This is a genomic window from Ruegeria sp. AB9, assembly GCF_056542585.1.
In genome coordinates, this window is the sequence record NZ_JBQGAA010000002.1 from 121,250 (window position 1) to 147,933 (window position 26,684).

Below are 26,684 nucleotides of genomic sequence, written 5' to 3' on the forward strand. Positions count from 1 at the left end.
CCGGCTTACCTCCACGTCTTTTTACGTTTCCAGCGCCGGTTCTCGCGCGAGCCTTCTTCCTGCACGCCAAGGTAGAAGTTCTGGATGTCTTCGGATTGCAAAAGCACTTCCGCGGCGCCATCCATAACAATTCGGCCGACCTCCATCACGTACCCATGATGCGACAGCTCCAACGCGGCATTGGCGTTTTGTTCGACCAGCACCATCGTCATATGTTGTTCTTCATTCAGGCGTTTGAGAATTCCAAAGATCTCTTGCACCAAAAGCGGCGACAGGCCTAACGACGGTTCATCCAGCAGCATGATACGAGGGCGGGCCATCAGCCCACGCCCGATCGCCAGCATCTGTTGCTGTCCCCCTGAAAGGGTCCCGGCCTCTTGCGCACGGCGGTCTTTCAGAACAGGGAAATAGCTGAAGACCATATTGCGATCCTGCTCGATCTGCTCTTTGTCTTTCCGTGTATAGGCACCGAGGCTGAGGTTTTCATCAACGGTCAGCAAAGGAAAGACCTCGCGCCCTTCGGGAACATGCACAATTCCGCGCTGGACGACTGTATGTGGCTCAGCCCCCTGAATGTCGTCGCCATCGAAGGTGATCGTACCCTTTTCCGGGTCCATCACGCCCGAGACGGTTTTCATCAACGTCGTCTTACCCGCACCATTTGCGCCAAGGATTGAGACGATCTTCCCCTCGTGAACCTCCAGCGACACACCGCGAATGGCCATGATAGGGCCGTAAAAGCTCTCGACATTGCTGACTTTCAGGATCGGCGCGCTCATGAGGCTTTTCCCAGGTAGGCTTCGATCACTGCAGGATGCGATTGCACCTCGACCGGGGTGCCAAGCGCCAGTTTTGCACCATCCGCCATGGCCAGAACCCGGTCAGAAACGCCCGAGACAAGCCCCATATCATGCTCTACCATCAAAACGGTGATGCCCATCTGCCGCCGGATGTCACCGATCCACCAACGCATGTCGGTTGTCTCTTCAACCGAGAGGCCCGAGGCCGGTTCATCCAGCAACAGTAATTTGGGATCTGTGGCCAGTGCCCGTGCAACTTCAACCACTTTGCGCACACCATAAGGCAGCCCCGAGATCATCTTGTCGCGATGGGCCTGCAGATCGAGAAAGTCGATGATCTGTTCGACTTTTTCGCGGTTCTCCAATTCCTGACGCTTGGCAGAAGGGGTGAACAGAAGTTCTGATATCAGGTTTGTCCTGCGATGGCGGTGCCGTCCGACCAACAGGTTTTGCAGGACAGTCGCGTGTTCGAACAGTTCGATGTTCTGAAACGTGCGGGCCACACCATAAGCTGCAACGCCGGATGGTTTGACCTGAAGCAGATCATGGCCATCAAATCTTATCGATCCGGTATGAGGGTCGTAGAACCGCGAGATCAAATTGAAAACCGTGGATTTGCCCGCGCCATTGGGACCGACAATGGCGAAAACCTCGCCTTCCTGAACTTCAAACGACAGGTCATCCACCGCCGTCAGGCCGCCGAACTTGAGGGTCACGTTTTCAAACTCCAGCAAGCTCACCTCAGACGCTCCGTCTTGAGATAGGATTTCTGCCGTTTGAACATATCCCTGCGGTAGAACGGGAATAATTCGAACCAGGTGCGGATTTTCAGCCAGCGGCCATATATGCCCATGGGTTCAAACAGGATGAAGGCAATCAGAATCATGCCGAAGATGCCGAACTCCAACCCCGGTATGGCAACCGTATTGCCGCCGAAAAGGGCTCCGACATATTCCTTTGAAATCGACAAAAACTGGGGCAGAAACCCGATCACGATAGCGCCCAGGAACGCTCCGTGGATGGAACCCAGCCCGCCGATGACGATCATCATCAGCAACTGGATCGAGATTAGAACGCTAAAGGTTTCATTGTTGAACGCTCCGGAAAACAGCCCCATCAGCGCCCCGGCCAAGCCCGTCACAGCGCAGGACAGTGCGAAAGAAATCATCTTTGTCCGGGCGATATCAATCCCCATCGCCTGCGCCGAAACCTCGGAGTCACGCACAGCGATAAAGCTGCGCCCCAGAGGCGCACGTAGCAGGTTGATATAGCCCAATGTGACCAGAACGGCGACGGTCAGAACCAGCCAGAAGAACTGATCGGACGTACCCCAGCGGTCAATCAGATGCCCGAAGATTTCGACGCCACCGATATATTTGCCCGCGACGCCTCCGGTGATGGGTTCGGAGAGAACGATGATGTCATCCATCAGGATGGACAGCGCCATCGTGAATATGGCCAGATAGATTCCATGCAGCCTCAGGGCCGGGATCGCAACCGTCAAACCGGCGATCCCGGTCAGTATGCCAGACAGAGGGAAAGCGATCAGAAACGGCACACCCGCCTCGATCAGGGCGACATTGGCATAACAGCCAAAGGCCAGAAAGGCGGCATGGCCGAGACTGACTTGCCCCGTATGCCCGGTCAGGATCATCAGACCCAGCCCGGCGATCGCCCAGATGAGAACGTTGGTCAGCTCGCCCAGATAGAACTCATCCAGCCACCAGGGAGCCGCGGCTGCGACAATCAAAAGGATCAGATACAGGACGAGCTGATATCGGTCTTTCCAAGGGCGGATGTCCTGCATGTAGTTGGTTTTGAAGACGATCCGCATGGCTCAGACCTTTTTCACCCGCACTTGACTGAACAGCCCGTTGGGTCGGAAGATCAGCACGGCAAGCAACAGTGCATAGGGCGCGACCTGACTATAACCTGCCGCGATGTATCGGCTGGCGAAAGGCTCGATCACCCCAACGATAAGACCCCCGGCCAAAGCGCCGGGCAGGCTACCGAACCCGCCGATGACAGCGGCGGCAAAGGCCTTGATACCCAGCAATCCTGTGGTCGGGTCCACTGCGCCCTTGGCTGCGAACAGAATTCCGGCAATCCCTGCGACGACCCCGGCCAGTGCCCAGATGAAGCCCTGGACACGCTTGACCGGCACACCCATGTAATAAGCCGCCAACTGGTTTTGCGAGGCCCCCTGCATCGCAAGGCCAAGTTTGGTTCGGTTGAAAAACACATAAAGGCCCCATGTCAGCAGGATGGTGACGATGATCACGGCAACGTCCTCCATCCCCAGCACAAGGCCGCCGAAGCGCACCTCTTTACCCGCAAGCGGGTTTTGCAGCGTTTGCGGTTCGTGCCCCCAGATCAACCCGGCCACAAAGCGGATTACAAACCCCAAGGCGATGGTCAGGATGACAACGGCGGTCTGGCTTTCCCCAAAAAGGCGTCGGATGATCAGGCGATCCAGAAGAAAGCCCAAGGCCCCCATGATCCCCAATGAGATGGGTAGGGCGAGCCAGAACGGCAGGCCCATATATTCGGTATTCGTCAGGCCGATGGTCACAAAGGCCCCAAGCATCATGAAATCACCTTGAGCGAAATTCACAGCTTCGGTCGCCTTGTAAATCAGAACAAAGCCAAGCGCGATCAGGCCATAGACACACCCGTTTGCCAGTCCGCTGATCAGCAGCTGCGCGTTATCCAAACTGTCCTCCCTCCACCGGTTTGCCGGTGTCGCGTTCCCCCCGCGCGTATTCTCCGGTAACGCAGGTATGTTCTACTATGGCGTGATAATCACCTTTCCGTCACTCTTTTTCAGCGCATCAGCCAGGTTTGGTACAAGATTTCTGAGCGTAAGGTGTTCAGAAACATCCGTTTTCCAGCGCCCGTCTGCAAACCGGGCCTGAACCTCGGCCACGACACGCATCTGGTCGGCGGGCGGGGTCGACATCATCCACTGCGTCAGCCAAAAGCCTTCGATCCGTTTGCCCATGAAGATCAACTGACCCGTCTGAGTCAGCGTAGGCGCTTCGGTTGACAGCTTTCCATAACTGATCCAGCGCGCCCGGTTGGGCATGGCACAGAACAATCGTTCAGACAATTGATCCGTCACCGCATCCAGAAATACGCGCGGTTTCAGGCGTGTGCTCAGATCAGCAAATTTGGCGACCACGTCTTCGTCTGTCGTCACAAGCACTTCAGCAGCGCCAAGGTCTTTCAACACCTCTACAGTCTCGGCCCGGCGCACCAAAGCGATCGGTTTCAATCCCAGATCGCGTCCGAGGCTGCACATGAGTTTGCCCAACTGGCTGGTCGCAGCAGACACAACGAAGGCTTCGCCATCGGCCTTGGCCATATCCACCATAGCCATCGCCGTCAGCGGATTTACGATCTGCGCGGCCCCATCGTCGTCCGAGATATCAAGGCGCAGAGGGATACACATCTGCATCTGCGTGACGACATATTCTGCCCAGGCCCCTGATCCAGCTGCCACAAATGCAACGCGTTGCCCTTGCAACGCCTCAGCGCCTTTGCCGACGGCTACGACGTCTCCGCAACCTTCGAATCCAGCGGGTGAACCCTTGACCCTTGGCTGTCCGTACTCACCCTTGATGAAATGCAGATCTGATGGATTGACCGAAGCTGCACGCAAGCGGATCAGCACCTGACCGGGGCCGGGTTGCGGTGTGGGGACCTCTGCTTCATCCAACCAGTCGGCCGCATCTGCAATGATCGGGCCGCTGGACGTGCCGGAATATCCGTCGTGTTTCAGGATAGCTGCAAACATGGTCTGGGGCAGGTCGGTCATACGATCATCCTCGATATGGTAAAGGCAAAGCATGCACCGGATCGAGAAAGCTTCACGTCAATCGGACAAGGTGCTGGCTGTTTGTCTGTCTCAGCCAATCAAAAGCCGCGTAAGAGGTCAATTCGACTAGGTTATAACGTCAGGGAAACGCAAGTACGCTTTCGGGCTGAGGCCGACCCGAGGGTCGGCCTCATGCCTTTTTTACTGTTGGGTCAACAGGTTGGTCAGTTCCTGAATTTTCTGAACAATAGTTTCGGGCGAGTCCTTGATGTCATTCACAATCTTGATCGCCTGATCTTTCAGATCGGTCGCAAGAGTGCTTTCCTGAAGGGATGTCATAATTCCTTCATAGTCGAAATTGGTGGGGTCCAGCTTGCCTTCCTGAATCCACGAAGTCAGCAATTCCTGACCCTGACCGGCCAGCGCGGCCACCTGATCGCCTGCCTGTTGCGCCGCGTCAGTGGCCTGATCCGCAACGGATGAAGCCGCTTCGCTTGCCTGATCTGCTACTGAGGAGGCCGCTTCTGTTGCTTGATCTGCCAATGATGATGCAGCTTCGGCGGCTTGCTCTGTTGCTGCGTCAACCGCCTCAGAGGCCGTTTCCTGAGCAGATGAAGCCGCGTCGGTCACTGCATCAGCTGCTTCTTCTGCCGCGGATTCCAAACGTTCAGCCGGTGTGGGCTCGGGTTGATTCAGGTAATAATATCCGCCGGCACCAATGGCGGCGATGACGATAGCAAGAATGAGAGTACGCGACATGTTTGTCTCCTTTGGAAATTGTGTCGCCGGGATGCGCTAAAAATAACTCATGCACAAAGGGGAATTCCCAAGAATTCTCAGCAGAATAGAGTATAAGCCGGGCTACGCTCATTGCGCCTTTGCAACGCGGCAAGAACACGCCTGCACAAAGGTTTCACACCCGGTCTTGGCAGCGATCCGCCGCGAACAGGCAGCGACTGGATCAAACCATGGCAAATCTCTGGCTGGCCCACAGTTCAACATGTGATTGAGGAGTAGAGACAGGGAATCGAACCCCGGATAAGCTAGCTCCCTTGTCGGCTATCGAAATCGTTTCCTTCCGTTTTTCAAAGAGTTTGGCTCCAGTAGCTCTGGTTTGACGTGGGTAGTCTTCGCGCCGACGGTGGCGATCCAGTCCGTGACTGCCTGTGCGCGCAGTCGGAGTGGTATCGCATAACCGCAGCGTCTGAAGACCGGGCTCATGATCGAATTCGTACCGACTTAGTGTAAAAGTCAGCTTTGAAGACGAAGAACATGCACTGAACATTGAGCGTGGCGAACGACGAGAGCTGCAGTTGATCCCAGAAAGAACTCCTTCATTCCGGGTTTGTGCGAAGCGAGAACGATACAGTCGATACCATGTTTATTGGCGTATTCGGTGATTGCCCGGCCAGCTGATTGGCTCTCGATCAGAACAGAAGACACCTCGGGTTCATCTTGCAATCGTTCGGATAAGCGCGCCTTTGCTTTTTCGAGAGATTTTTCGGCAATCCCTTCATCCATATAGTACATAATTTGTCTGTTTGGTGGTTCATGAATATGCGCAGCAGTGATTTTTCCACCTTCCGATACAAGGGCTCGTGCCGCTGCAAGCGCGTGTTCACTGATGCCGTGCTCAAGAGATAGAGCCACTAAGATATTATTGTACATTTCCAACCTCTGACTGCAGGTGTCCGTTTTTTGCTGTAAATTTGTCTCTCAAAGTTCGTCTTTGAAAGAGCTCTCACGCACCCCGGTCGACAGATAGGGGTGCGCTCTTTGGTGTTTCGCCTGGTACTTTTGCACTTTTCCTTTGTTACCTACCCAGCAAAAGGTCCGGCAAGAACAAAGCCAACTCTGGTACAAAAGTTGTAAGCATCAGTGTCGGCAACCAGGCGAATACAATGAATACCAACGTTGGCCAGAGCATACGCGACACCGGTTCGTCACAAACCTGAGCGCCAAGATAGAGCAGGGGTGCTGTAGGAGGAGTAATATTGGCCATACCCAGATTCACACCAATCACAGCCGCAAAATGGATCGGATCCATGCCAGTGCTCTGGGCAATGGGCAGCAGGATCGGCGTCGCCAGTAGCAGACCTGAAATATCGTCCATCAGCATTCCGATCAGGATCATCACGACGTTGATCATCAGAAGGATCACAACCGGATTGTCCGACACGGAATAGACCAAATCCTTGGCCAGCTGAGGTGCGCCCTGCGAGATCAGGTTGTCCGACACGATCAGAACCATGAAGATCATGACCATGACCACACCAATGGTAACGCCAGAGTTCTGGATTGTCTGGGCCAGCGTTTTCCAGGTCAGCCCACGGTAGAAGTAAATCGCGATCGGGATCGAGTAGACAACGGCGATACCGGCTGCTTCGGTTGGGGTCATGACCCCGCCGTAGATACCACCCAGAATGATCAGCGGCATCATCAGAGCCGGACCTGCCAAGCGTGCCTGACGGCCAAACGTCGGAAGAAACGGCTTTGGGCGCTCTGTCAGGTCGATATTGTCATATTTCCGCAGCATGAACTGGTTGGTAATGATCAACAAAGTGATCAGAATGATCGCTGGAATGACTGTCGACAGGAAGCATTTCAACACGTGTTGCTGTGCAACCCAGCCATATAGAATGTGTGACGAACTGGGCGGGATCAGCAGGCCCAATGGACTTGCTGCAACGATCAGTGCAGCCGACTGCCCGCCCGGATAGTTCGCTTTTTTCAGATGAGGCATCATGATGCCGCCAATACAGGTCAGCGTCGCGTTCGCGCTTCCGGAAATGGAACCAAATACACCGCAGGCCAAGACGCCCGCAGCGCTCAGTCCGCCTTTAACATGACCTATAAACATTTCAGCCAGCGAGACGAGCGGTGCGGCAATTTTGCCTTTTTCCATGATGCCACCAGCGATCATGAACAGCGGAATCGCCAGAAGCACCAGCGAGCGAATCCCTGTAGAGCCGGTCGGCAAATAGCCGGTGATGGATTGATCTCCGACAATGGCGATGAAGATCAAAACCGATCCGAATGCCACATATACGCTAACGCCCAGCAGCAGCATAAAGCAGACAATAAAGAGACTTCCTCCGATGATCATTGGGCTTCTCCTTTTTGCATTTCTGATCTCAGGGGCAGACCGAGCCCCTTGCGGATATGCACGTACAAATATGCCGCCGTGAACGTCGCCATGAAGCCAAAGGCAATCATGATTGCAATTCGCCAGGTGACAAATGGAATGCGCAGCACTGGCGTTGCGCGCAGTCGCGGGAATGAGAAGTCATCAAGTAGCGAAACGTAACAGGCATACATGAGAAACAGGATCACCAGGATCTCGACGGTCAGGACGACAAAGCCGCGCCACCAGATCAACCGGGGGTTTTGGATCACAATGCCAAGAATGTCCGCGTTGATGTGCAGGTTACGCGCAGAGGCCAGAACAGCACCTGCAAAAAAGCCTATGATGCTGATGCCAAGAAGCCATTCTTCATAGGCGAAAAGATCGCCACCAAATCCATACCGGATGACAACGACGGCCCCAAACGTGAATGCCATCAGGAAACCGGCGAACATGACGATCTGCCTCATGACAAAAGCCACTGCTTTCAGGGGATACCCAATTACGACCGGCAACTCGTCAGTAATCTTTTGCGAACTTTTCTTTTCCGCGATTTCAACGACCAACGGACGTTCAGCTTCAGTGCTAGACATCTTTCTCCCTCCCTTTGTTGAGCTAAAGACCAAAAGGGCCAGCTTATTAGCTGGCCCTGTCGTTAAGATTATTGCTGTTCTTTAGCTGCCAGCAGGCGGTCGATGATGTCCTGACCGACATTTTGTGCCATCGCGGGCCAGACCGTTTCTTGAACATGAGCGGCCATTGCAGCTTGTTCTTCATCGCTCAGACGCAGGATGGTGTAACCCTTATCCAGCAGTTTCTGACCGAAGACTTCGTCATTCTCGCGGTTGTAAGCAAAGAAGTCTTGAGAGGCTTTGGACATGGCAGTCTGCAGCGCTTCACGCTGTTCGTCATTCAACTTGTCGAGTGTTCGTTGCGACGCGTAGAATGTTGTCAGTTCCGAAATCGAATTGTATTCGACAAAGTGCGTGCCAACGTCCGACTTGGCGAAGATGGAATAGGTGGCCGTCTTGGTGCAGCAGATCGCGCCGTCAACGATACCAGCCTGAAGTGCCGGGAAAATGTCGCCCCAAGCCATTGTCGTCGCCTGGTAACCCAGCTCTTCTACCATTGATTTCACAACGCTGGACGACCAAACACGAATGTTCATGCCTTTGTTGTCAAAGGTGTTCCAATTGTCGGGCTCCTGCGAGGCAACAATCCCGATGAAGCCTTCAGGGTTCTGCGCCATCACGCGGACACCGTATTCATCGGTGATCTCTTGCAGGATGGTGTTAAACTCGGAATCCATGTTGAGCAGAGTGCTTTCCATGTCATCCCAACCGCCCAGCAGGAACGGCATGGACAGAAACTCAAGACGCGGATCAGTGTCGGCATAGATAAAGGCCGAGGCCAGATCGATATTGCCGCGTGCGACGTCTTCGAACAGCGCCTCACCGGACCCAAGCTGGTTCGCCGGGAACACTTCGACCTTCAGGCCGACGTCTGCAGCTGCGACATCATCTGCAACCTGCTGCATCATTTTTGTGCCCTGATGATCGATCGGGAATACGCCGGCAAAGCGCAGTGTCATGTCTTCCGCAATAGCAGCGGTCGACATCAAAACGCTCAATGCGCCAAACGCCATCCCTTTTGTGAACTTATTGAAACTCATCGGGTATCTCCTCCTTGTTGACGAGTAACGCCCGCCCAGCGGCATGCTGGAGCGGGCGTTGATTTGCTGATGTCAGCAAAGTTCCGGGGCAACGAACTCGTATCCGAGGTCGTCGGCCACAGCCTTGTATGTCACCTTGCCATGGGCCACGTTCAGGCCATTCATCAGGTGACGATTGTCCGCCAGCGCCTGCTTCCAGCCGTGATTGGCAATGGCCAGAGCGTGGGGCAGCGTGACGTTGTTCAGTGCGTAGGTCGAAGTTCGGGCGACTGCGCCCGGCATGTTGGCGACACAGTAATGAACCACATCATCGACAACATACGTGGGCTCTGCGTGAGTGGTGGCTTTGGACGTTTCAAAGCAGCCGCCCTGATCGATCGCCACGTCCACGACGACCGCACCGGGTTTCATTTTTGAAATCAGTTCGCGTGTGACCAGCTTGGGTGCAGCAGCACCCGGGATCAGAACCGCGCCAACAACCAGATCGGCGTTGGTCACTTCTTCTTCCAGGGCGGCTTTGGTCGAATAGACAACCTTGGCCGACGCCTCGAAATGGTTCTCCAGCTTCTCAAGAACCGCGGGGTTGCGGTCCAGTATAGTTACGTCCGCATGCAGACCGACAGCCATTTGTGCCGCGTTGAACCCGACCACGCCGCCGCCGATGACGACGACCTTGCCGGGCTTCACACCGGGCACACCGCCCAACAGCACACCCAGACCACCCTTGGCTTTTTCCAATGCGCTGGCACCGGCCTGAATCGACATGCGACCAGCAACCTGGCTCATCGGTTTCAGCAATGGCAAGCCGCCATTGTCGTCGGTCACGGTTTCATAGGCGATGCAAACCGCGCCAGAGCTGACGAGATCCCTGGTCTGCTCCGGATCGGGAGCCAGGTGCAGATAGGTGTATAGGATCTGACCTTCGCGCAGCATAGCGCGTTCAACGGCCTGAGGTTCCTTTACTTTCACGATCATTTCCGCGTTGGCAAAGATGTCGGCAGCGGTTTCTGCAATCTCGGCGCCAGCGGCACGATACGCATCGTCGTCCGCCCCAATGCCAACACCGGCATTGGTTTCCACAACGACATTGTGACCGTGCGAGACCAGTTCCGCGACGCTTTCCGGTGTCAGGCCAACGCGGTATTCGTGGTTCTTGATTTCCTTGGGAACACCAATGAACATGTTCTTCACTCCTTGGGTCAGATGATCACTTCGCTGTTGGCATGACGAACTCAGCACCTTCCGAGATACTTTCGGGCCAGCGCTGCATGATGGATTTCTGCTTGGTGTAAAAACGAACACCTTCTTCGCCATAGGCGTGCATGTCGCCGAACAGGCTCTTCTTCCAGCCGCCAAAGCCATGCCATGCCATCGGGACCGGGATCGGAACGTTGACGCCGACCATGCCGACCTGAACCTGCTTGCCGAACTCACGAGCAACGTTTCCGTCACGAGTGAACAGCGACACGCCGTTGCCGAACTCGTGGTCGTTGATCAGTTGCAGACCTTCAGCGAAGCTTGAGACGCGAACACAAGACAAGACCGGACCAAAGATCTCTTCTTTGTAGATCTTCATATCGGGCGTGACATTGTCGAACAGAGTGCCGCCGAGGAAGTAACCTTCCTCGTGATCCTCGACGATGTAATCGCGGCCATCCACCAGAAGCTCGGCCCCTTCTTCGACACCAGAGTCGATGTAGCCCGTGATCCGGTCCCGTGCAGCGGCCGTCACGATCGGGCCCATCTCGGCGTCCAGCTCAAGGCCATTCTTGACCTTCAAGGATTCGGCGCGCTCTTTCAGGACAGGCATCAGCTTGTCGGCGGCATCACCAACCAGCAGGGCAACCGAGATCGCCATGCAGCGTTCACCAGCCGATCCATAGGCTGCGCCGATCAGTGCGTCGGCTGCCTTGCCCATATCGGCGTCCGGCATAACCAGCATGTGGTTCTTTGCACCGCCAAGGGCCTGAACGCGCTTGCCGTGACGCGCACCGACCTCGTAGATGTAGTTGGCGATCGGCGTCGAACCGACGAAAGACACGGCTTTTACGTCGTCATTTTCCAGCAACGCATCCACGGCAACCTTGTCGCCCTGAACCACGTTGAACACGCCATCGGGGAAACCGGCTTTTTGCATCAGGTCCGCGTACAACAGGGAGGCTGACGGGTCGGTCGGCGACGGCTTCAGGATAAAGGTATTGCCTGCGGCGATGGCGATCGGGAACATCCACATCGGAACCATGACCGGGAAGTTGAAGGGAGTAATCCCAGCCACAACGCCCAAAGCCTGGCGCGTTGTCCAATTGTCCATACCCGTAGAGACTTGCTCTGTATAATCGCCCTTGAGGAGTTGCGGAATGCCGCAGGCAAACTCGATGATGTCAATACCGCGCTCAACTTCGCCTTGGGCGTCGGTGAACACCTTGCCATGCTCAACCGTGATGGCGCGGGCCAATTCGTCCTTGTGCTCGCGCACCAATGCCAGGAAATTGTTCATCAGGCGGGCGCGGCGGATTGGTGGCGTATTCGACCACTTGGGAAACGCCGCTTTGGCAGCGGCAACCGCATCGTCAACTGTCTGTACAGTCGCCAGCGACACCTCACCGGTTTGAGCACCGGTTGCCGGGTTGAAGACCGGTTGAGTTTTTTCGCCGGACGTTACAGTGATTTGGCCATTAATGTAGTGGCCGATCAAAGCGATCGGGGAAGCATCTTTCATGATGTCAGTCCTTTTTGGGGTTCGCGGTCAGGGGTTATGGCAGGTCAGCCAATACCTCTCCAAGTGTTCGACACAGTTTCGTTATTTCAGGTTCCGAGATGATCAACGGTGGCGACAGGGCGATGATGTCACCTGTGACCCGGATCATTATTCCGGCGTCCCATGCCCGTTTCATTGCATCATAGCCTCTTGCGCCCGGTTCTCCGTCGCGTGGTGCAAGCTCGATTGCGCCGACAAGGCCCAGGTTTCGAATGTCAATTACATTCGGCAGACCTTTGAGGCTGTGTAACTGATCTTCCCAGGGTTGCGACAACAGTGCCGCGCGGCGGAACAGATCATTTTGCTTGTAGCTTTCCAAGGCCGCCAGCGCCGCGGCACAGGACACCGGATTGGCTGAATACGTATAGCCGTGGAACAGCTCGATCGGCGCGTCGGCGTTTTCCATGGCCGAGTCATAGATTTTATCGGATACAATGACCGCACCCATCGGGATAACGCCGTTGGTCAGACCTTTGGCGGTGGTGATGATGTCGGGTTTGACCTCGAAATAATCCGAGGCCGTTGCCGTGCCCAACCGGCCGAACGCGGTAATGACCTCATCGAAGATCAGCAAAATGCCATGGCGGTCACAGATTTCGCGTAGCCGCTTCAAGTACCCTTTTGGCGGCAGAAGCACCCCGGTGGATCCGGCCATCGGCTCGACGATCACCGCCGCAATGGTGGAAGCGTCATGCAGGGCAACCAACCGCTCCAGATCATCCGCCAGTTCAGCACCGTGTTGCGGGCAGCCGCGTGAGAACGCGTTTCTGTCCAAATCATGGGTGTGGCGAAGGTGATCGACACCGGTGAGAAGCGTGCCGAAATGCATGCGGTTCTTCACGATGCCGCCTACCGAAATACCGCCGAAGCCCGTACCATGATACCCACGCTCGCGCCCGATCAGGCGTGTCCGTGCCCCATCACCGCGCATCCGGTGGTAATGCAGTGCAATCTTGAGAGCCGTATCAACGGATTCGGACCCCGAGTTGGTAAAGAAGGCGTGGTTCAATCCCTCAGGCATCATCGCAGTAAGCTTTGCCGACAACTCAAACGCCTGAGGGTGGGAGAACTGAAAGTTCGGAGCATAGTCCAGCTCGTGCACCTGTTTCTGCACTGCTTCAACGATCAGTGGATCGCGGTGGCCCGCGTTGACGCACCACAGCCCGGCGGTACCATCCATGATCTTGCGACCATCGGAACTGGTGTAATACATCCCCTCAGCAGATTGGATCATGCGGGGCTCGCGAAGGAAATCGCGATTGGCCGAAAACGGCATCCAAAACGATGACATTGTGTTGGGTTGATCGAGCACGTCTAATCCTCGTGAAGCAGATTTTCATTTGGTGCCAAATCCTTGCAGAGTTCAGGCCTTCCGCACACCCGGCTTTATGGGTTTCTGTAAGTCATTGAAAAACAGACCCGGCCCTCCTAAAGTGCTTTCGATCAAAAGCAGGAAATCACGATGGGTGACTCTTCGACATCTGATCTGGAAACGGCAAGACGATTGCGATTGATTCGAACTTCGAAAGGGCTGAGTCAGCGCGAGATGGCAAAGCGCGCCGGAGTTGGTAGCGGGACTATTTCTCAAATCGAAAGCGGATCGACCCAGCCCTCCGTAGCTTTGCTCAAGAAAATCCTCGCGGGCGTTGATATCAATCTTGGTTTCTTTTTCAGTTTTGAACTCAAAAACGAAGACAGCTTCTATTTTCCCCACGGCAGCATGCGCGATCTTGGGTCGCCCGGGGTTTCTTATTTGTTGGTTGCAGGTGAGCGCCGAGACAGGAAGCTGCAGATGTTAATTGAGGAGTATGAAGTAGGTGCCGACTCGGGACGAGCGGAGCTGTCTCACGAAGGCGAGGAATGTGCCGTTGTGATAGAAGGGCGGCTGGAAGTCACGGTTGACGGGCAATCCCGGGTGCTGGGTCCGGGAGATGCCTATTATTTTTCGAGTATTCTGCCGCACAGATTTCGGAATGCCGGGGACACGCCATGCAAGGTAATCAGCGCATGTACTCCATCGTCGTTTTGAATCATTGCAAAGTCTCTGTGTGCGGGTCGCTCTCTTAATATAACAGACAAGAGCACCTTCTGGTCGCTACAGAAACAGCGATCATGTCGAATACCGGACTATTTGAGCATATTGTAAGTTTGGCGTGTTTAATATGCAGGTGTCATACACCCGATGTCCCACGCACGGGGTCCACCAACCTAAATTACGCAAATTTTCTGATAGTTAGTGGCGGAGAGACAGGGATTCGAACCCTGGGTGGGCTTGCACCCACAACGGTTTTCGAGACCGCCCCGTTCGACCACTCCGGCACCTCTCCGCGGGGGTCTGTGAGGGGGGGATTTAGTGAGGAACGGGCAGGGGTGCAAGCAGAAAATTCTGGAATTTGCGAAAGCCAGGATTTTCCGTTGCCTGCAGACGTAAAACTCCTAGTCTGATAAGTATGACACAGCATGCACGCCGCTTTGCCTTTTGGTTTCTGGCCCCGCTTTTTGCGCTTGTTCTGATCCCGTTGGAACTTTCCGCCGCCAACCGGGATCGGATTGAGGCTTTTCTGACCACAACAGGGTTTGACGTAGCCCTTGAAAGCATCGCGCTGAGCTCGCGGTCAGCCCCACAGATGTTGGGACTCGATCCCGAGGGATTCGGCTCGGACTGGACCCGTCTGGCAGATGAGGTTTTCGAGGTTGAGGCCATGCACGAGACTGCAGTTTCCATCCTCGAAAAAACTCTGAGCGAGGAGGCCCTGACGCATGCGGTTGATTTCTATGCGTCGGATCTGGGTCAGCGTCTGGTAGAGGCTGAAAACGCCTCGCATATGCATGAGGACGATGAAGCCAAGCAATTGGAAGGCCAAAGGATCGTTTCGGACCTGATCAAGGGCGGATCGCAACGGGTCGAAAGCTTCAAACGCATGAATAATGCCATCGACTCTACCGGAACGGCAGTACGGGCCCTGCAAGAGATTCAGCTGCGTTTCCTTCTGGCAGCCAGTGCATCGGGTGTCATCGAGTTGCAGCTGGATGCGGATGAGTTGCGTGCTTTGATGAAGCGGAACGAAGCCGGGATGCGCCAGTCGCTCCAACTGTCCAGCCTTGCAGGCGCGGCGTATACCTATCAGGATTTTTCCGATGCAGACGTCGATTCCTATGTCGAAGCGCTGGAACAACCTTTGATGCAGGAAGTGTATGAATTGCTGAACGCAATTCAGTACGAAATCATGGCGATGCGGTTCGAAGTTCTTGCCGCCCGAATGGCAGAGTTGCATCCTGCACAGGATATTTGATGCGGCGCGTTTTTCTGGCGATTTCGCTTGTTCTGTGGGGATTGCCCTTGCAGGCCGATCAAAGGGTCGACCGGCTGGCGCAAGCCATGCACTTGCCGCAGGTGATGGAAATCCTTGTGCAAGAAGGGCAGGGGCATCGCGAAGAGCTGGACGATACGTTATTGGACAATACCGGTGGCGCGTTTTTTGAAGCGCAGGTCAAGGACATTTACGACCCGCTTTGGATGCAAACACATCTGACGGATGCATTTGAGGCGGGTCTGACTCATGTGCAGCTTGACCAGGCGATCTTGTTTTTCGAAAGCGATCTTGGGCAGACGATCGTGGCGCTGGAAAACTCGGCCCGGCAGGCGATGTCGGACCAAGCCATAGAAGACATGGCCCTTGAAGCGTACGACTCCGTGGAACGTAACTCGACACGTTTCGAGTTGGTCGATGAGTATATTCAGGCCAACGACCTGATTGAAAAGAACGTTCAGGGCGCCCTGAGTTCAGATTACAACTTCTTTCGGGGTCTCGACGTTGACGCACAAAGCGACGATCAGGAATTGCTGGCCGAGCTTCTGTCTCAGAAAGAAAGCCGCACAGCGGAAACCGAAGCGTGGCTTTATTCGTTTCTACTGATGGCCTATCGCCCCTTGGATGAGGCTCAGATGCGCGAGAACATCGCGTTTTCCAGAACCGAGACGGGTCGCGCACTGAATGAGGCGTTGTTCGTTGGTTTTGACCGCATGTTCAATGATATCTCGTTCCGGTTGGGGCGGGCGGTTGCTCAGACGCTCAGAGCGTCTGATCTTTGACATCGCTTTGGTGTTGACTTTTCCCGGCAATCTATGGATAAGCGCGCATCCCGGCCGGTCTTCCGCGCCGGGTATCGTTATTATTTGACCCTTAGGAGTTTCCAAAGGTCATTCACACAGCCCGAAAAGGGCGCGCTGTTCGAGGTGGCTTAGGCCAAAAACGCCCAATCGGGGACCACAGAACGCGGATATGAAAAGGAAAGACGCATGTTTGCGGTCCTCAAGACTGGCGGCAAGCAGTACAAAGTTCAGGCGGGCGACGTGCTCCGCGTTGAAAAACTGGCTGCCGACGCAGGTGAAAAAGTTCAATTTAACGATGTTCTGATGCTGGGCGGTGACGCTCCGGTTGTTGGCGCACCGTTCGTCGAAGGCGCAGGCGTTCAGGCCGAAGTGATCGAACAGGTCAAAGGTGACAAAGTCATCAAGTTCGTCAAGCGCCGTCGTAAGCACAGCTCGAAGCGTACCGTTGGCCACCGTCAGAAACTGACTCTGGTCAAGATCACCGACATTCTTGCGTCGGGCGCTGACAAGTCGGGCATCAAAGCTGCAACTGGTTCGGCTCCGGCTGGCGAAGCGGCACCTGCTGCGAAGCCCGCCAAGAAAGCTGAAGCCAAGGCGGAGGCACCCGCCGCTGCTGCCGCTGACGATCTGACCCAGCTGAACGGTGTCGGCCCTGCCGCTGCCAAAAAGCTGGCCGAGGCCGGTATCGAGAGCTTTGCCGCTCTGGCCGCCTTGTCGGACGAGCAGATTGCTGCTATCGACACCGTCAAAGTGAAACCCGAATGGGTTGAGCAGGCCAAAGAACTGGCGAAAGGCTAAGGAGAGAGAGAATGGCACATAAAAAAGCTGGCGGTTCCTCCCGTAACGGTCGCGACTCAGCTGGTCGTCGCCTTGGCGTAAAACTGTACGGTGGCCAGGCCGCCATCGCAGGAAACATCATCGTGCGTCAGCGCGGCACCAAGTTCTGGCCGGGCGAAGGCGTAGGTATGGGCAAAGATCACACCATCTTTGCAACCACCGACGGCGCCGTGAAGTTCCACAAGGGACTTAAAAACCGCACCTTCATTTCGGTCCTGCCAGTGGCGGAGGCCGCAGAGTAAGCCGAAACCCAGAAGTTTTAAGAAAAATTCATGGGGGACCGGCACAAAGTGCCGGTCCCTTTTTCGTTTTAACGCAGTCGTGATCGAATAAACCGATGACAGTCGCAACCACCAGCTTCCTGATTTTTGCCGCCAGCCAGGTCGGCACGCCGGGACCGGCCAACATGGTCCTGCTGGGAACGGGTGCGCGCTATGGCTTTCGGGCGGCGTTACCTTTTGTCGGGGGCGTTATTCTTGGGAAGCAGCTGATCATTTGGCCTGTTGGCTTTGGTTTGCTGCATCTCGCCGATCAGGCACCTGTGGTGTTTTCGGTGCTGAAATACGCATCGGCGGCCTATATCATGTGGTTGGCGTGGAAAATTGCCAACACGCGGCTGTCGCGGCAACAGGCTGACGGGAAAGCCCCTGGCTTTCTGGCCGGTTTGATTGTTCATCCGCTCAACCCAAAAGCCTGGGCCATGATCATCGCCGGGTTCACCGGGTTTGTGGCGGCGGGAACACCCAGTTTTGAAGCGACGATTACGATCGCTCTCTGTTTGTTGTTTTGTCAGGTGGTTCTTCATCCAATCTGGACTTTTGCGGGCGATAGAATTGCCCATGCGGTTGAAGGACGGCCAGTTGAAAAATATCTGATGTGGACGTTGGCGGGCCTTACAGTCGCGTCCGTACTTTTCGTGTTGTTCGGAGGAGGAACACACCAATGAAGCTTGAAACAATAATAAATCAGCCGGTCATCGAAACCGAGCGGTTCGATCTGCGCCCGTTGCGTCGGTCGGATATGGGGCTGATCGAGCATTATGCCGGTGATGAGCGTGTGGCGCGCATGACGACCAGTATCGCGCATCCGTTGGCCCCCGGATCGACCGAGGCCTTTGTGACCCGTTCAATGGCTGAAGACCGGGACGAGGATGTCTGGGTTATGGACGCCATCAAAGATGGCGGGCCGGAATTGATTGGTCTGATCACGCTGAAACGGCTGGATCGTAATCAGTCCGAAGTCGGCTATTGGGTTGCGCCGATCTATTGGAATACGGGCATTGCCTCTATGGCTGTCGAGGCCCTGGTCAATGCCAACCCGCTGGAAAACGCGACCATGTTCGCCAGCGTATTTCAGGACAATCCGGCCTCGGCGCGGGTTCTGACGCATTGCGGGTTCCAGTATCTGGGTGATGCAGAAAGCTATTCGGTGGCACGTGATGCGAATGTGCCCACCTGGACGTACAGCAAAAAACTCTGACTTGTGGCCGATGGGGCCTTTGCAGTAGGGGACACACATGAAATTTCTCGATCTTGCAAAGGTCTACATCCGGTCCGGGGCCGGCGGTAGCGGCTGCGTCAGCTTCCGACGCGAAAAATACATCGAATACGGCGGCCCTGATGGCGGGGACGGCGGTAAGGGCGGGTCTGTCTGGGCCGAGGTCGTGGACGGGCTGAACACCCTGATCGACTTTCGTTATCAGCAGCATTTCTTTGCCAAGAACGGCCAGCCGGGCAGGGGCCAGCAACGTACCGGCAAGGATGGTAATGACATTGTCCTGCGCGTGCCTGTCGGCACTGAGATTCTGGACGAAGACGAAGAAACCGTCATCTGCGACCTGACCGAGGTTGGACAACGGGTTTTGTTGGCCAAGGGCGGCAATGGCGGGTTTGGCAACCTGCATTTCAAATCCGCCACCAATCAGGCTCCGCGCCGAGCAAATCCCGGGCAGGCGGGAATTGATCGCACCATCTGGCTGCGGCTAAAGCTGATCGCCGATGTGGGATTGCTGGGCATGCCAAACGCCGGCAAGTCAACGTTCCTGGCGGCCACATCTAACGCGCGCCCCAAGATCGCAGATTACCCTTTCACCACATTGCACCCAAATCTGGGTGTAGTCGGCGTAGACAACGTCGAATTTGTCGTGGCCGACATCCCCGGCCTGATTGAAGGTGCGCATGAAGGGCGCGGCATTGGTGATCGTTTCCTCGGCCATGTCGAACGCTGTGCCGTTCTTCTGCATCTGGTCGATGGCACCTCGGCCTCTGTGGCTGAAGACTATCGTACGATCATTCACGAGCTTGAAGCCTATGGCGGCGAACTGGCCGAAAAGCCTCGGATCACCGTTCTGAACAAGGTCGATGCACTGGATGATGAGGAACGCGACCTGGCCAAGGCCGAATTGGAAGAGGCCGTTGGCGGCCCTGTCATGACCATGTCGGGTGTTGCGCATCAGGGTGTGACCGAAGTTCTGCGGGCGTTGCGCGGTCAGATCGACGACAATCGCGTCCGCCAGAAACCCGCCGAGGAGGCACAGCCTTGGCAACCCTGACGTCAGCACGCCGCCTGGTCGTCAAAATCGGCTCGGCTCTGCTGGTCGATCGGGAAACCGGTTTGCTTCGGTCCGACTGGCTGCACTCGCTGGCACAGGATGTGGCCTGGCTCAAAGGGCAGGGGACGGATGTTATTCTGGTCTCTTCTGGGTCGATTGCGTTAGGGCGCGGTGTTCTGGGCCTGCCGGCGGCGGCTTTGCCTTTGGAGAAGTCGCAGGCTGCGGCTGCCGTAGGACAAATTCGTTTGGCACGGGCGTATGAGGAAGCTTTAACGCCTCATGAAATCACTACGGCTCAGGTTCTTGTGACCTTGGAAGATAGTGAAGACCGTCGGCGTTATCTGAATTCGCGCGCGACGTTGGAAACTTTGCTTAGCCTTGGTGTTGTGCCAATAGTCAACGAAAACGATACAGTGGCAACGGACGAGATCCGATATGGTGACAATGACCGGCTGGCGGCTCAGATTGCCGTGACGGTTGGGGCCGACCAACTGATCCTACTGTCAGATGTGGACGGGTTCTATTCCGGCAACCCAAACGAAGATACATCGGCTACACGGTTCGAAACCATCGATAGGATCACGCCCGAAATCGAAGCTATGGCGGGCGATGCAGGCTCTGGTCTGTCAAAGGGTGGAATGAAGACTAAGCTTCTGGCGGCCCAGATGGCTACCGCAGGCGGATGTGCGATGGCAATCACTGAAGGGTCGGTTTTGAACCCGCTGAAAACGTTGGAGAATGGTGCGAACTCAACGTGGTTTACAGCAACATTGGACCCGCACGCAGCACGCAAGCGTTGGATTTCTGCAATGAAGCCTCGCGGTGAGATAACCGTTGATGAAGGGGCTGCCAACGCGCTGGCCAATGGTAAAAGCCTGCTGCCTGCAGGTATTGTCGAAGTGACCGGCGATTTCGGGCGCGGCGATCCCGTTGCGATCCTTGATCCCAAAGCTCGTCGGCTGGCACAGGGGATCAGCCGTTACACCGCTCAGGAGGCTGACGCGATCAAGGGGCGTAAGTCTTCTGAGATCGAGGCGACGCTGGGCTATCCCGGCCGCGCAGCCTTGATCCACCGTGATGATTTGGCCCTGTAACCACTGAAAAAGACGACCTGAAAGGCACGCGATATGAAAGATTTCGACAGCATTCCCGCTCTGATGGCCGATCTTGGGAAACGTGCCAAGGAAGCATCCCGCGAACTTGCTTTTGCAAGCGCCGAACGCAAGCATGCCGCCCTGATCGCGGCAGCCGATGCGGTTTGGGCCAATCGTGCGCAGATCATCGAAGCCAACCAGAAAGATCTGGAGTTTGGCCGCGAAAAAGGATTGAGCCCGGCGATGATGGATCGCCTGATGCTGGATGAGGCCCGTATTCAGGGTATGGTCGATGGTCTGCGTACTGTGGCTGATCAGGCCGATCCTGTGGGTGAGATCCTGTCGGAATGGGAACGACCCACTGGGCTGAGGATTCAGCGTGTACGTACTCCGCTGGGTGTGATCGGCGTGATCTATGAAAGCCGACCCAATGTAACGGCTGACGCGGGCGCTCTGTGTCTGAAATCCGGCAATGCTGTCATCCTTCGTGGCGGATCCGAGAGTTTTCACTCCTCGACCGCAATCCACGCTTGTCTGGTTGAAGGGCTGAAGGCAGCGAAGCTGCCCGAAGATGCCATTCAATTGGTCCCCACGCGTGACCGCGCAGCCGTACAGGAGTTGCTGACGTTAACCGACTACGTCGACGTGATCGTTCCGCGTGGCGGCAAGGGTTTGGTGGGTCTTGTGCAACGCGAGGCCCGTGTGCCGGTCTTTGCTCATCTTGAAGGCATCGTACACATTTATATCGACAAAGCCGCCGATCCGCAGAAAACGCTGGATGTCGTGCTGAACGCCAAGACGCGCCGTACCGGGATCTGCGGCGCAGCTGAGTGCTTGCTGATACATCAGGACATCGCTGAAACGTGGGGATGCGATGTGATAGCGGCGCTCGTGGGAGCAGGCGTAGAAGTTCATGCAGAAGGAGTCCTTGGTGGCGACGGCACGATTGACGCTACTGCGGAAGATTGGGGGAAAGAATTTCTCGACAGTGTGATCGCGGCCAAACCTGTCGCCGATATCGACGCGGCCATAGCGCATATCCGGCAATACGGGTCCAACCACACCGATTGCATCATGACAGAAGATGAAACCGCCGCCGACCGTTTCTTTGAGCGTCTCGATAGCGCGATTCTGATGCATAACGCATCAACCCAATTCGCGGACGGCGGTGAGTTCGGTATGGGGGCCGAGATCGGCATTGCTACGGGTAAGATGCACGCGCGCGGCCCGGTTGGAGCGGCCCAATTGACCAGTTTCAAATACCTGGTGCGCGGCAACGGAACGACACGGGCCTAGAACCGTAGCGAAACGCGGGTTGCCGAAGTTTCGACCGCAACCCGCCGCCCCATTGCATTCGCAGTTTCGGGCAGTAACGCAAATTGAACCTGTGCGGGCGTTATCTTTCCGGGGAACCGACCGGTGGCAACGTGTTTCCACAGATCGCCGTCTATGTTCAGCTTGTCCGCTGAGCCGGTAACGGCCCATGCATCACTCTGGCTTGCTATCTCGACAACTCCGCCCAACGGCATGGCGCTTTCGCAGCACATGAGCGCCAGAAAGGCCATCTTGACCTGATTGCGTGGTACAGGTTCGGTCAGGTTCCAGTTAACCCGCACGCGACCCGCGCGTTGGATGTCGGTGAGTAATTCCGTCACTTCGGCCCGTCCCAGCGGTTGCTCACCGGCTGAACCAAACGCCACACGGAAAAACCGAATACGCGCGCCTGCGCTGCCGACGCTCCCCGAGATCAGCTCCATCTCGGGGCCCTGAACGGCGCCAACCATGTCCAACAGTTCCAGCCCGTTGGTAATCGCCCCGATCGGGCTGATCAGGTCATGACAGATCCGGGAACCGATCAACTCTGCCAGGTTGACGTCTGAAGCGCCCATGCGTACCTCCTTCTGTATCTGCCGCAAGACCCGGAGCCTCGCATGACAGACATGAATGCCATTCTTGCACCGGGCATGTTTGTCCGCCACCCGGATTATCCCGAATGGGGTGTCGGACAGGTCCAGTCCAACATCGCAGGCAAGATCACCGTGAACTTTCGCGAGCAGGGGAAAGTGGTAATCGACGGAACGCGCATCGCCCTGATGCCGGTCTTTGATCCGTGAAACTGGTTTAAGAAGAGTTAACAGAAATGGCCAGATGTCCGCTTGTTGCCTTCTCATGAAGAACTGAGGTATCAGCCGCGTTGACAACATAGGACCGATAAGCCTGACATGCCGGACGCTGGCCCCTCATTCACGATCAAACTGGCTGAAACCGAAGACGAACTGCACGCGGCTCAAAGGTTGCGCTACGACGTTTTCGTGCGCGAACTCGGCGGCGGGGGTGAACTGGTCGACCATGCGGCCGAGCTGGAACGAGACCAGTTTGACCCATATTTCGATCACATGCTGGCCTATGATGATGCGTCCGGCAAAGTTGTGGGCGTTTACAGGCTGTTACCAGGTGATCGTGCTGCAACATTGGGGCAGTTTTACTCCGAAGACGAATACGATCTGACTGTTCTCAAGCAAAGTGGCCGCAAGCTGTTGGAGCTAGGTCGGTCGTGCCTGCATCCGGACTACCGGGGCGGGACAGCGATGTATCATCTGTGGAACGGACTCGCCAAATATGTGGCCGAACGTGAGATCGAAGTTCTGTTCGGTGTCGCCAGTTTCCACGGCACAGATGTGCAGGAACTGGCTCAACCATTGTCCATGCTGCATCACAACCATCTGGCGCCACCGGAACTGCGAGTACGGGCTCAACCCAGCGTGTTTCAGAGCATGGATCTCGTCGCTCCAGACGATCTGGACCGTCGCAGCGCCATGGTGCAGGTGCCGGCACTGATCAAGGCCTATCTGAGGCTCGGCGGTTTCGTGGGCGAGGGGGCGTTCCTGGATCACGCCTTCAATACCACCGATGTGTGCCTGATCCTGGACACGACCCGTATGAACGAGCGGCAGAAACGTATCTATGGCGGAGCTTGATCCGGTGAACGATCCGCTTTGGAATAGTGAGGATGCGCCTGATCCGATAGAGCTGGGGTTCATCGGCTGGGCGCTTGTGATCCTACGCGGCCTGCCATTGGCAGTTCTGGTGTTTGGCGGGTTGATTGTTCTTTTAACTGTTCGATTGATCGAATTGCCGCTTTGTGGCGTTCGCCGCCCCGTGACACCGTTTATCAGTCAGTTCGTATGCCGCAATGCCTTTCGAATCCTGGGAATTGGCTTTTGCAGCTCGGGAGAGTTGATGCGGGAGCGCGGCGCGGTTGTCGCCAACCATACGTCCTGGCTCGATATCTTTGCCCTGAACTCCCGCAAGCGGGTCTATTTCGTGTCCAAGGCCGAAGTTGCGAAATGGCCGGGCATTGGATGGCTGGCACGGGCAACTGGAACCGTATTCATCGAGCGGGATCGCAAAAAGGCACGCGAGCAGACAGAAATCTTCGAAGAACGTCTGAAAGCCGGGCATAAGCTGTTGTTTTTCCCGGAAGGCACTTCGACCGACGGATTGCGTGTTTTGCCATTCAAAACAACGCTCTTTGCCGCATTCTTCACGGATGAACTGCGTGATTTTATGTATGTTCAGCCGGTCTCGGTGGTGTTTCATGCGCCAAAAGGTCAGCCCGACCGCTTTTATGGCTGGTGGGGCGAGATGGATTTCGCGCCGCACCTGATCAAGACATTGGGCGCGCGCAGACAAGGAACCGTCGAACTGATCTATCATTCACCGGCCCGGGTCAGTGACTTTGCCAACCGCAAGGTACTGGCAGCCCATTGCGAGGAAGCGGTGCGCCACGCTCATGCATTGGCGCGGCTTGAAAAATAAGGGCATTGGCCCTTGCACAACATCTAATCCTGCCGTATACGCGCGCCATTCAAACCCGCAGGTGGGGTTTGGGCTTTGTAGGGGAGACATCCCTATCTGGCCCGCCGGTTGGAGCATCCGCTTCTTTCACCCCCGCCGAGGCGTAAACCGGAAAAGGAAAACACAGCATGGCTCTTCCCGAGTTCTCCATGCGTCAGCTGCTGGAAGCTGGCGTGCACTTTGGTCACCAGACACAGCGTTGGAATCCCCGCATGGGCCCGTTCATCTACGGCTCGCGCAATGGCATCCACATCATGGACCTGACCCAGACCGTTCCGATGCTGGACCAGGCTCTGCAGGCCGTTCGTGACACCGTCGCTAAAGGTGGCCGCGTTCTGTTCGTTGGTACCAAGCGTCAAGCCGCTGGCCCGATCGCAGAAGCTGCTGAAAAGTCGGCTCAGTACTACATGAACCACCGCTGGCTGGGCGGCACCCTGACCAACTGGAAAACCGTTTCCCAGTCGATCAACCGCCTGAACCAGATCGACGAAGCAATGGAATCGGGTGCCGAAGGCCTGACCAAGAAAGAGCGTCTGGGCATGGAACGTGACCAGGGCAAACTGCAGGCATCGCTGGGCGGTATCCGCGAGATGGGCGGCGTTCCTGATCTGCTGTTCGTTATCGACGTCAAAAAAGAAGCACTGGCTATCGCCGAAGCCAACAAACTGGGTATTCCGGTTGTGGCCGTTGTCGACACCAACTGCTCGCCCGACGGCGTTGACTACATCATTCCCGGCAACGACGACGCAGCCCGCGCGATCTCTTTGTACTGCGACCTGGCCGCTCGTGCCGCACTGGACGGCATGACCGCTCAGATGGGTGCAGCCGGTGTTGACCTGGGCGCATTCGAAGAAGCTCCGGTTGAAGAAGTCGTTGCGGAAGAAGCACCCGCAGCTGAAGAAGCCGCGCCGGAAGTTAAAGCCGAAGCGTAAGCTGCCCGTCACGTAAATGACATATGGGGCAGGGTAGACCTGCCCCAATTCCGTTTGAATTGAGGAGAGCCAAAAGATGGCAATCACAGCAGCAATGGTTAAAGAACTGCGCGACTCGACCGGCGCAGGCATGATGGACGCGAAAAAAGCGCTGACCGAAACCGGCGGCAATATGGACGAAGCCGTTGACTGGCTGCGTACCAAGGGTCTGGCCAAAGCGGCCAAGAAATCGGGCCGTACCGCAGCAGAAGGTCTGGTTGCAGTCCACGTCAACGGTGGCAACGGTGTTGCTGTTGAAGTGAACTCGGAAACCGACTTCGTTGCGAAAAACGCGGAATTCCAGGAAATGGTTGGCAAGATCGCTTACGCGGCTGAAGGCGTAGACAACGTCGAAGCACTGCTGGCAGCTGATCTGGGCGGCAAGAACGTTGCCGACACTCTGACTGACAAGATTGCCACTATCGGCGAGAACATGTCGGTGCGCCGCATGGCCAAACTGTCGGGCGACACCGTTGTGTCTTACGTCCACAACGCAGCCACCAACGGCATGGGCAAAATCGGCGTTCTGGTTGCTCTGTCGGGCGGCGATGAAGCCATTGGTAAGCAGGTGGCGATGCACATCGCAGCTGTGAACCCGGCCGCTCTGTCCGAAGCCGACATGGACCCCGCGGTTGTCGAGAAAGAAAAGCAGGTTCAGATGGACATCGCCCGCGAATCCGGCAAGCCGGAACAGGTGATCGAAAAGATGATCGTTGGTCGCATGAAGAAATTCGTCGCCGAATCGACTCTGCTGAACCAGTCGTTTGTTGTGAACCCTGACCTGACTGTCGAAGCAGCGGCCAAGGAAGCAGGCGCAACCATCACCGGCTTTGTCCGTCTGGAAGTTGGCGAAGGCATCGTTGTTGAAAAAGAAGACTTCGCAGCAGAAGTTGCCAAGGCCGCTCAGGGCTAAAAAAGACATAGGAAGGCTCCGACAGGAGCCTTTCCAAACGAGTTCAAAGGGTTATGCATCGCGTGACCCTTTTTCTTTTGCCATCGGCAAATCGAGCAGTTCAACTGTGTAGAGAAGGATTGGAGGGCCCCGCATGATGGGGATGGTCGAGGCCCCCCAAATTTCCGACACCGGT

The 26,684-nt window shown here is 56.0% G+C and carries 29 protein-coding genes and 1 tRNA gene; 15 read left to right on the plus strand and 15 right to left on the minus strand.

Annotation, left to right across the window (positions count from 1 at the left end):
* Window positions 1-5: 5 nt before the first annotated feature.
* The 13 genes from ACR0K5_RS06415 to aptA form a co-directional block, all read right to left on the minus strand.
* The gene (locus ACR0K5_RS06415) at window positions 6-779 is read right to left on the minus strand and encodes an ABC transporter ATP-binding protein (protein ID WP_480628882.1); all 774 of its coding nucleotides are present in this window, start codon (window positions 777-779) and stop codon (window positions 6-8) included.
* Window positions 776-1,540, minus strand: coding sequence for an ABC transporter ATP-binding protein (locus ACR0K5_RS06420; RefSeq protein ID WP_480628883.1), 765 nt, complete (start codon window positions 1,538-1,540; stop codon window positions 776-778). Before ACR0K5_RS06420 ends, ACR0K5_RS06415 begins: the two co-directional genes overlap by 4 nt.
* Window positions 1,537-2,634 carry a branched-chain amino acid ABC transporter permease gene (locus ACR0K5_RS06425; RefSeq protein ID WP_480628884.1) on the minus strand — a complete coding sequence of 366 codons (1,098 nt, stop codon included), beginning with the start codon at window positions 2,632-2,634 and terminating at the stop codon, window positions 1,537-1,539. Before ACR0K5_RS06425 ends, ACR0K5_RS06420 begins: the two co-directional genes overlap by 4 nt.
* Before the next feature lie 3 nt (window positions 2,635-2,637).
* Entirely contained in the window at window positions 2,638-3,513 is an 876-nt protein-coding gene (locus ACR0K5_RS06430; RefSeq protein ID WP_480628885.1) for a branched-chain amino acid ABC transporter permease, read from the minus strand.
* A 75-nt stretch (window positions 3,514-3,588) separates the two neighbouring features.
* The gene (locus ACR0K5_RS06435) at window positions 3,589-4,617 is read right to left on the minus strand and encodes an alcohol dehydrogenase catalytic domain-containing protein (RefSeq protein ID WP_480628886.1); all 1,029 of its coding nucleotides are present in this window, start codon (window positions 4,615-4,617) and stop codon (window positions 3,589-3,591) included.
* Between the two features lie 201 nt (window positions 4,618-4,818).
* A complete protein-coding gene (locus tag ACR0K5_RS06440; RefSeq protein WP_480628887.1) occupies window positions 4,819-5,376 on the minus strand; it encodes a hypothetical protein in 558 nt (185 codons plus the stop codon).
* Window positions 5,377-5,868: 492 nt separating this feature from the next.
* Entirely contained in the window at window positions 5,869-6,285 is a 417-nt protein-coding gene (locus tag ACR0K5_RS06445) for a universal stress protein (RefSeq protein WP_480628888.1), read from the minus strand.
* A 145-nt stretch (window positions 6,286-6,430) separates the two neighbouring features.
* On the minus strand, window positions 6,431-7,723 hold the full coding sequence (locus ACR0K5_RS06450; protein ID WP_480628889.1) for a TRAP transporter large permease: 1,293 nt from the start codon (window positions 7,721-7,723) through the stop codon (window positions 6,431-6,433).
* On the minus strand, window positions 7,720-8,334 hold the full coding sequence (locus ACR0K5_RS06455) for a TRAP transporter small permease (protein WP_480628890.1): 615 nt from the start codon (window positions 8,332-8,334) through the stop codon (window positions 7,720-7,722). The genes ACR0K5_RS06450 and ACR0K5_RS06455 overlap by 4 nt, the downstream gene beginning before the upstream one ends.
* A gap of 68 nt (window positions 8,335-8,402) precedes the next feature.
* Window positions 8,403-9,413 (minus strand): TRAP transporter substrate-binding protein DctP, encoded by a 1,011-nt coding sequence (gene dctP / locus ACR0K5_RS06460; protein WP_480628891.1) that lies wholly within the window; start codon window positions 9,411-9,413, stop codon window positions 8,403-8,405.
* A gap of 72 nt (window positions 9,414-9,485) precedes the next feature.
* Window positions 9,486-10,595, minus strand: coding sequence for an alanine dehydrogenase (gene ald / locus ACR0K5_RS06465; protein WP_480628892.1), 1,110 nt, complete (start codon window positions 10,593-10,595; stop codon window positions 9,486-9,488).
* 25 nt (window positions 10,596-10,620) lie between these two features.
* Complete coding sequence (locus ACR0K5_RS06470) at window positions 10,621-12,132, minus strand: CoA-acylating methylmalonate-semialdehyde dehydrogenase (RefSeq protein ID WP_480628893.1); 1,512 nt, start codon at window positions 12,130-12,132, stop codon at window positions 10,621-10,623.
* A 34-nt stretch (window positions 12,133-12,166) separates the two neighbouring features.
* The gene (gene aptA / locus ACR0K5_RS06475) at window positions 12,167-13,462 is read right to left on the minus strand and encodes an omega-aminotransferase AptA (RefSeq protein WP_480628894.1); all 1,296 of its coding nucleotides are present in this window, start codon (window positions 13,460-13,462) and stop codon (window positions 12,167-12,169) included.
* Window positions 13,463-13,633: 171 nt separating this feature from the next.
* Between aptA and ACR0K5_RS06480 the strand changes: the two genes are divergently transcribed.
* Window positions 13,634-14,200 (plus strand): cupin domain-containing protein, encoded by a 567-nt coding sequence (locus ACR0K5_RS06480; RefSeq protein ID WP_480628895.1) that lies wholly within the window; start codon window positions 13,634-13,636, stop codon window positions 14,198-14,200.
* Between the two features lie 208 nt (window positions 14,201-14,408).
* Here the strand turns inward: ACR0K5_RS06480 and ACR0K5_RS06485 are convergent.
* A tRNA-Ser gene (locus ACR0K5_RS06485) sits at window positions 14,409-14,498 on the minus strand.
* Between the two features lie 123 nt (window positions 14,499-14,621).
* Between ACR0K5_RS06485 and ACR0K5_RS06490 the strand changes: the two genes are divergently transcribed.
* The 9 genes from ACR0K5_RS06490 to ACR0K5_RS06530 all read left to right on the plus strand — a co-directional run bounded on the left by ACR0K5_RS06490 (window position 14,622) and on the right by ACR0K5_RS06530 (window position 22,063).
* Window positions 14,622-15,464 (plus strand): DUF2059 domain-containing protein, encoded by an 843-nt coding sequence (locus ACR0K5_RS06490; protein WP_480628896.1) that lies wholly within the window; start codon window positions 14,622-14,624, stop codon window positions 15,462-15,464.
* The gene (locus ACR0K5_RS06495; protein ID WP_480628897.1) at window positions 15,464-16,264 is read left to right on the plus strand and encodes a DUF2059 domain-containing protein; all 801 of its coding nucleotides are present in this window, start codon (window positions 15,464-15,466) and stop codon (window positions 16,262-16,264) included. Before ACR0K5_RS06490 ends, ACR0K5_RS06495 begins: the two co-directional genes overlap by 1 nt.
* Before the next feature lie 207 nt (window positions 16,265-16,471).
* Window positions 16,472-17,083, plus strand: a complete 612-nt coding sequence (locus tag ACR0K5_RS06500) for a 50S ribosomal protein L21 (protein ID WP_480628898.1) — start codon at window positions 16,472-16,474, stop codon at window positions 17,081-17,083.
* 11 nt (window positions 17,084-17,094) lie between these two features.
* Window positions 17,095-17,364, plus strand: coding sequence for a 50S ribosomal protein L27 (gene rpmA, locus ACR0K5_RS06505; RefSeq protein ID WP_039535512.1), 270 nt, complete (start codon window positions 17,095-17,097; stop codon window positions 17,362-17,364).
* Window positions 17,365-17,459: 95 nt separating this feature from the next.
* Window positions 17,460-18,068 carry a LysE family translocator gene (locus ACR0K5_RS06510; RefSeq protein WP_480628899.1) on the plus strand — a complete coding sequence of 203 codons (609 nt, stop codon included), beginning with the start codon at window positions 17,460-17,462 and terminating at the stop codon, window positions 18,066-18,068.
* Entirely contained in the window at window positions 18,065-18,601 is a 537-nt protein-coding gene (locus ACR0K5_RS06515) for a GNAT family N-acetyltransferase (protein WP_480628900.1), read from the plus strand. The genes ACR0K5_RS06510 and ACR0K5_RS06515 overlap by 4 nt, the downstream gene beginning before the upstream one ends.
* Window positions 18,602-18,638: 37 nt before the next feature.
* Window positions 18,639-19,673 carry a GTPase ObgE gene (gene obgE, locus ACR0K5_RS06520; protein ID WP_480628901.1) on the plus strand — a complete coding sequence of 345 codons (1,035 nt, stop codon included), beginning with the start codon at window positions 18,639-18,641 and terminating at the stop codon, window positions 19,671-19,673.
* A complete protein-coding gene (proB, locus tag ACR0K5_RS06525) occupies window positions 19,661-20,767 on the plus strand; it encodes a glutamate 5-kinase (RefSeq protein ID WP_480628902.1) in 1,107 nt (368 codons plus the stop codon). The genes obgE and proB overlap by 13 nt, the downstream gene beginning before the upstream one ends.
* Before the next feature lie 33 nt (window positions 20,768-20,800).
* Window positions 20,801-22,063, plus strand: coding sequence for a glutamate-5-semialdehyde dehydrogenase (locus ACR0K5_RS06530; RefSeq protein WP_480628903.1), 1,263 nt, complete (start codon window positions 20,801-20,803; stop codon window positions 22,061-22,063).
* Here the strand turns inward: ACR0K5_RS06530 and ACR0K5_RS06535 are convergent.
* On the minus strand, window positions 22,060-22,656 hold the full coding sequence (locus ACR0K5_RS06535) for a histidine phosphotransferase family protein (RefSeq protein ID WP_480628904.1): 597 nt from the start codon (window positions 22,654-22,656) through the stop codon (window positions 22,060-22,062). The two genes, ACR0K5_RS06530 and ACR0K5_RS06535, sit on opposite strands and share 4 nt — an antisense overlap.
* 42 nt (window positions 22,657-22,698) lie before the next feature.
* On the opposite strand from ACR0K5_RS06535, the gene ACR0K5_RS06540 reads away from it, so the two are divergent.
* From ACR0K5_RS06540 to tsf, 5 genes are all read left to right on the plus strand, one after another.
* A complete protein-coding gene (locus tag ACR0K5_RS06540) occupies window positions 22,699-22,881 on the plus strand; it encodes a DUF3553 domain-containing protein (RefSeq protein WP_480628905.1) in 183 nt (60 codons plus the stop codon).
* Window positions 22,882-22,989: 108 nt separating this feature from the next.
* Window positions 22,990-23,745 (plus strand): L-ornithine N(alpha)-acyltransferase, encoded by a 756-nt coding sequence (olsB, locus tag ACR0K5_RS06545; protein WP_480628906.1) that lies wholly within the window; start codon window positions 22,990-22,992, stop codon window positions 23,743-23,745.
* Window positions 23,732-24,586, plus strand: a complete 855-nt coding sequence (gene olsA / locus ACR0K5_RS06550; protein WP_480628907.1) for a lyso-ornithine lipid O-acyltransferase — start codon at window positions 23,732-23,734, stop codon at window positions 24,584-24,586. The genes olsB and olsA overlap by 14 nt, the downstream gene beginning before the upstream one ends.
* A 167-nt stretch (window positions 24,587-24,753) precedes the next feature.
* Window positions 24,754-25,557 (plus strand): 30S ribosomal protein S2, encoded by an 804-nt coding sequence (rpsB, locus tag ACR0K5_RS06555; RefSeq protein ID WP_480628908.1) that lies wholly within the window; start codon window positions 24,754-24,756, stop codon window positions 25,555-25,557.
* Window positions 25,558-25,633: 76 nt separating this feature from the next.
* Window positions 25,634-26,509 carry a translation elongation factor Ts gene (gene tsf / locus ACR0K5_RS06560; protein WP_480628909.1) on the plus strand — a complete coding sequence of 292 codons (876 nt, stop codon included), beginning with the start codon at window positions 25,634-25,636 and terminating at the stop codon, window positions 26,507-26,509.
* The last annotated feature ends 175 nt before the right edge of the window (window positions 26,510-26,684 follow it).

What these genes read in the sequence shown, in the direction of transcription:
- ACR0K5_RS06535 (WP_480628904.1), bottom strand. Translation starts at nt 22,656, where the DNA reads ATGGGCGCTTCAGACGTCAACCTGGCAGAGTTGATCGGTTCCCGGATC.
- ACR0K5_RS06470 (WP_480628893.1), bottom strand. Translation starts at nt 12,132, where the DNA reads ATGAAAGATGCTTCCCCGATCGCTTTGATCGGCCACTACATTAATGGC.
- ACR0K5_RS06490 (WP_480628896.1), top strand. Translation starts at nt 14,622, where the DNA reads ATGACACAGCATGCACGCCGCTTTGCCTTTTGGTTTCTGGCCCCGCTT.
- olsA (WP_480628907.1), top strand. Translation starts at nt 23,732, where the DNA reads ATGGCGGAGCTTGATCCGGTGAACGATCCGCTTTGGAATAGTGAGGAT.
- obgE (WP_480628901.1), top strand. Translation starts at nt 18,639, where the DNA reads ATGAAATTTCTCGATCTTGCAAAGGTCTACATCCGGTCCGGGGCCGGC.
- ACR0K5_RS06510 (WP_480628899.1), top strand. Translation starts at nt 17,460, where the DNA reads ATGACAGTCGCAACCACCAGCTTCCTGATTTTTGCCGCCAGCCAGGTC.
- rpsB (WP_480628908.1), top strand. Translation starts at nt 24,754, where the DNA reads ATGGCTCTTCCCGAGTTCTCCATGCGTCAGCTGCTGGAAGCTGGCGTG.
- ald (WP_480628892.1), bottom strand. Translation starts at nt 10,595, where the DNA reads ATGTTCATTGGTGTTCCCAAGGAAATCAAGAACCACGAATACCGCGTT.
- ACR0K5_RS06495 (WP_480628897.1), top strand. Translation starts at nt 15,464, where the DNA reads ATGCGGCGCGTTTTTCTGGCGATTTCGCTTGTTCTGTGGGGATTGCCC.
- tsf (WP_480628909.1), top strand. Translation starts at nt 25,634, where the DNA reads ATGGCAATCACAGCAGCAATGGTTAAAGAACTGCGCGACTCGACCGGC.
- ACR0K5_RS06415 (WP_480628882.1), bottom strand. Translation starts at nt 779, where the DNA reads ATGAGCGCGCCGATCCTGAAAGTCAGCAATGTCGAGAGCTTTTACGGC.
- aptA (WP_480628894.1), bottom strand. Translation starts at nt 13,462, where the DNA reads ATGTCATCGTTTTGGATGCCGTTTTCGGCCAATCGCGATTTCCTTCGC.
- olsB (WP_480628906.1), top strand. Translation starts at nt 22,990, where the DNA reads ATGCCGGACGCTGGCCCCTCATTCACGATCAAACTGGCTGAAACCGAA.
- ACR0K5_RS06480 (WP_480628895.1), top strand. Translation starts at nt 13,634, where the DNA reads ATGGGTGACTCTTCGACATCTGATCTGGAAACGGCAAGACGATTGCGA.
- ACR0K5_RS06445 (WP_480628888.1), bottom strand. Translation starts at nt 6,285, where the DNA reads ATGTACAATAATATCTTAGTGGCTCTATCTCTTGAGCACGGCATCAGT.
- ACR0K5_RS06435 (WP_480628886.1), bottom strand. Translation starts at nt 4,617, where the DNA reads ATGACCGACCTGCCCCAGACCATGTTTGCAGCTATCCTGAAACACGAC.
- ACR0K5_RS06500 (WP_480628898.1), top strand. Translation starts at nt 16,472, where the DNA reads ATGTTTGCGGTCCTCAAGACTGGCGGCAAGCAGTACAAAGTTCAGGCG.
- ACR0K5_RS06425 (WP_480628884.1), bottom strand. Translation starts at nt 2,634, where the DNA reads ATGCGGATCGTCTTCAAAACCAACTACATGCAGGACATCCGCCCTTGG.
- ACR0K5_RS06455 (WP_480628890.1), bottom strand. Translation starts at nt 8,334, where the DNA reads ATGTCTAGCACTGAAGCTGAACGTCCGTTGGTCGTTGAAATCGCGGAA.
- ACR0K5_RS06530 (WP_480628903.1), top strand. Translation starts at nt 20,801, where the DNA reads ATGAAAGATTTCGACAGCATTCCCGCTCTGATGGCCGATCTTGGGAAA.
- ACR0K5_RS06450 (WP_480628889.1), bottom strand. Translation starts at nt 7,723, where the DNA reads ATGATCATCGGAGGAAGTCTCTTTATTGTCTGCTTTATGCTGCTGCTG.
- ACR0K5_RS06540 (WP_480628905.1), top strand. Translation starts at nt 22,699, where the DNA reads ATGACAGACATGAATGCCATTCTTGCACCGGGCATGTTTGTCCGCCAC.
- ACR0K5_RS06515 (WP_480628900.1), top strand. Translation starts at nt 18,065, where the DNA reads ATGAAGCTTGAAACAATAATAAATCAGCCGGTCATCGAAACCGAGCGG.
- dctP (WP_480628891.1), bottom strand. Translation starts at nt 9,413, where the DNA reads ATGAGTTTCAATAAGTTCACAAAAGGGATGGCGTTTGGCGCATTGAGC.
- rpmA (WP_039535512.1), top strand. Translation starts at nt 17,095, where the DNA reads ATGGCACATAAAAAAGCTGGCGGTTCCTCCCGTAACGGTCGCGACTCA.
- ACR0K5_RS06440 (WP_480628887.1), bottom strand. Translation starts at nt 5,376, where the DNA reads ATGTCGCGTACTCTCATTCTTGCTATCGTCATCGCCGCCATTGGTGCC.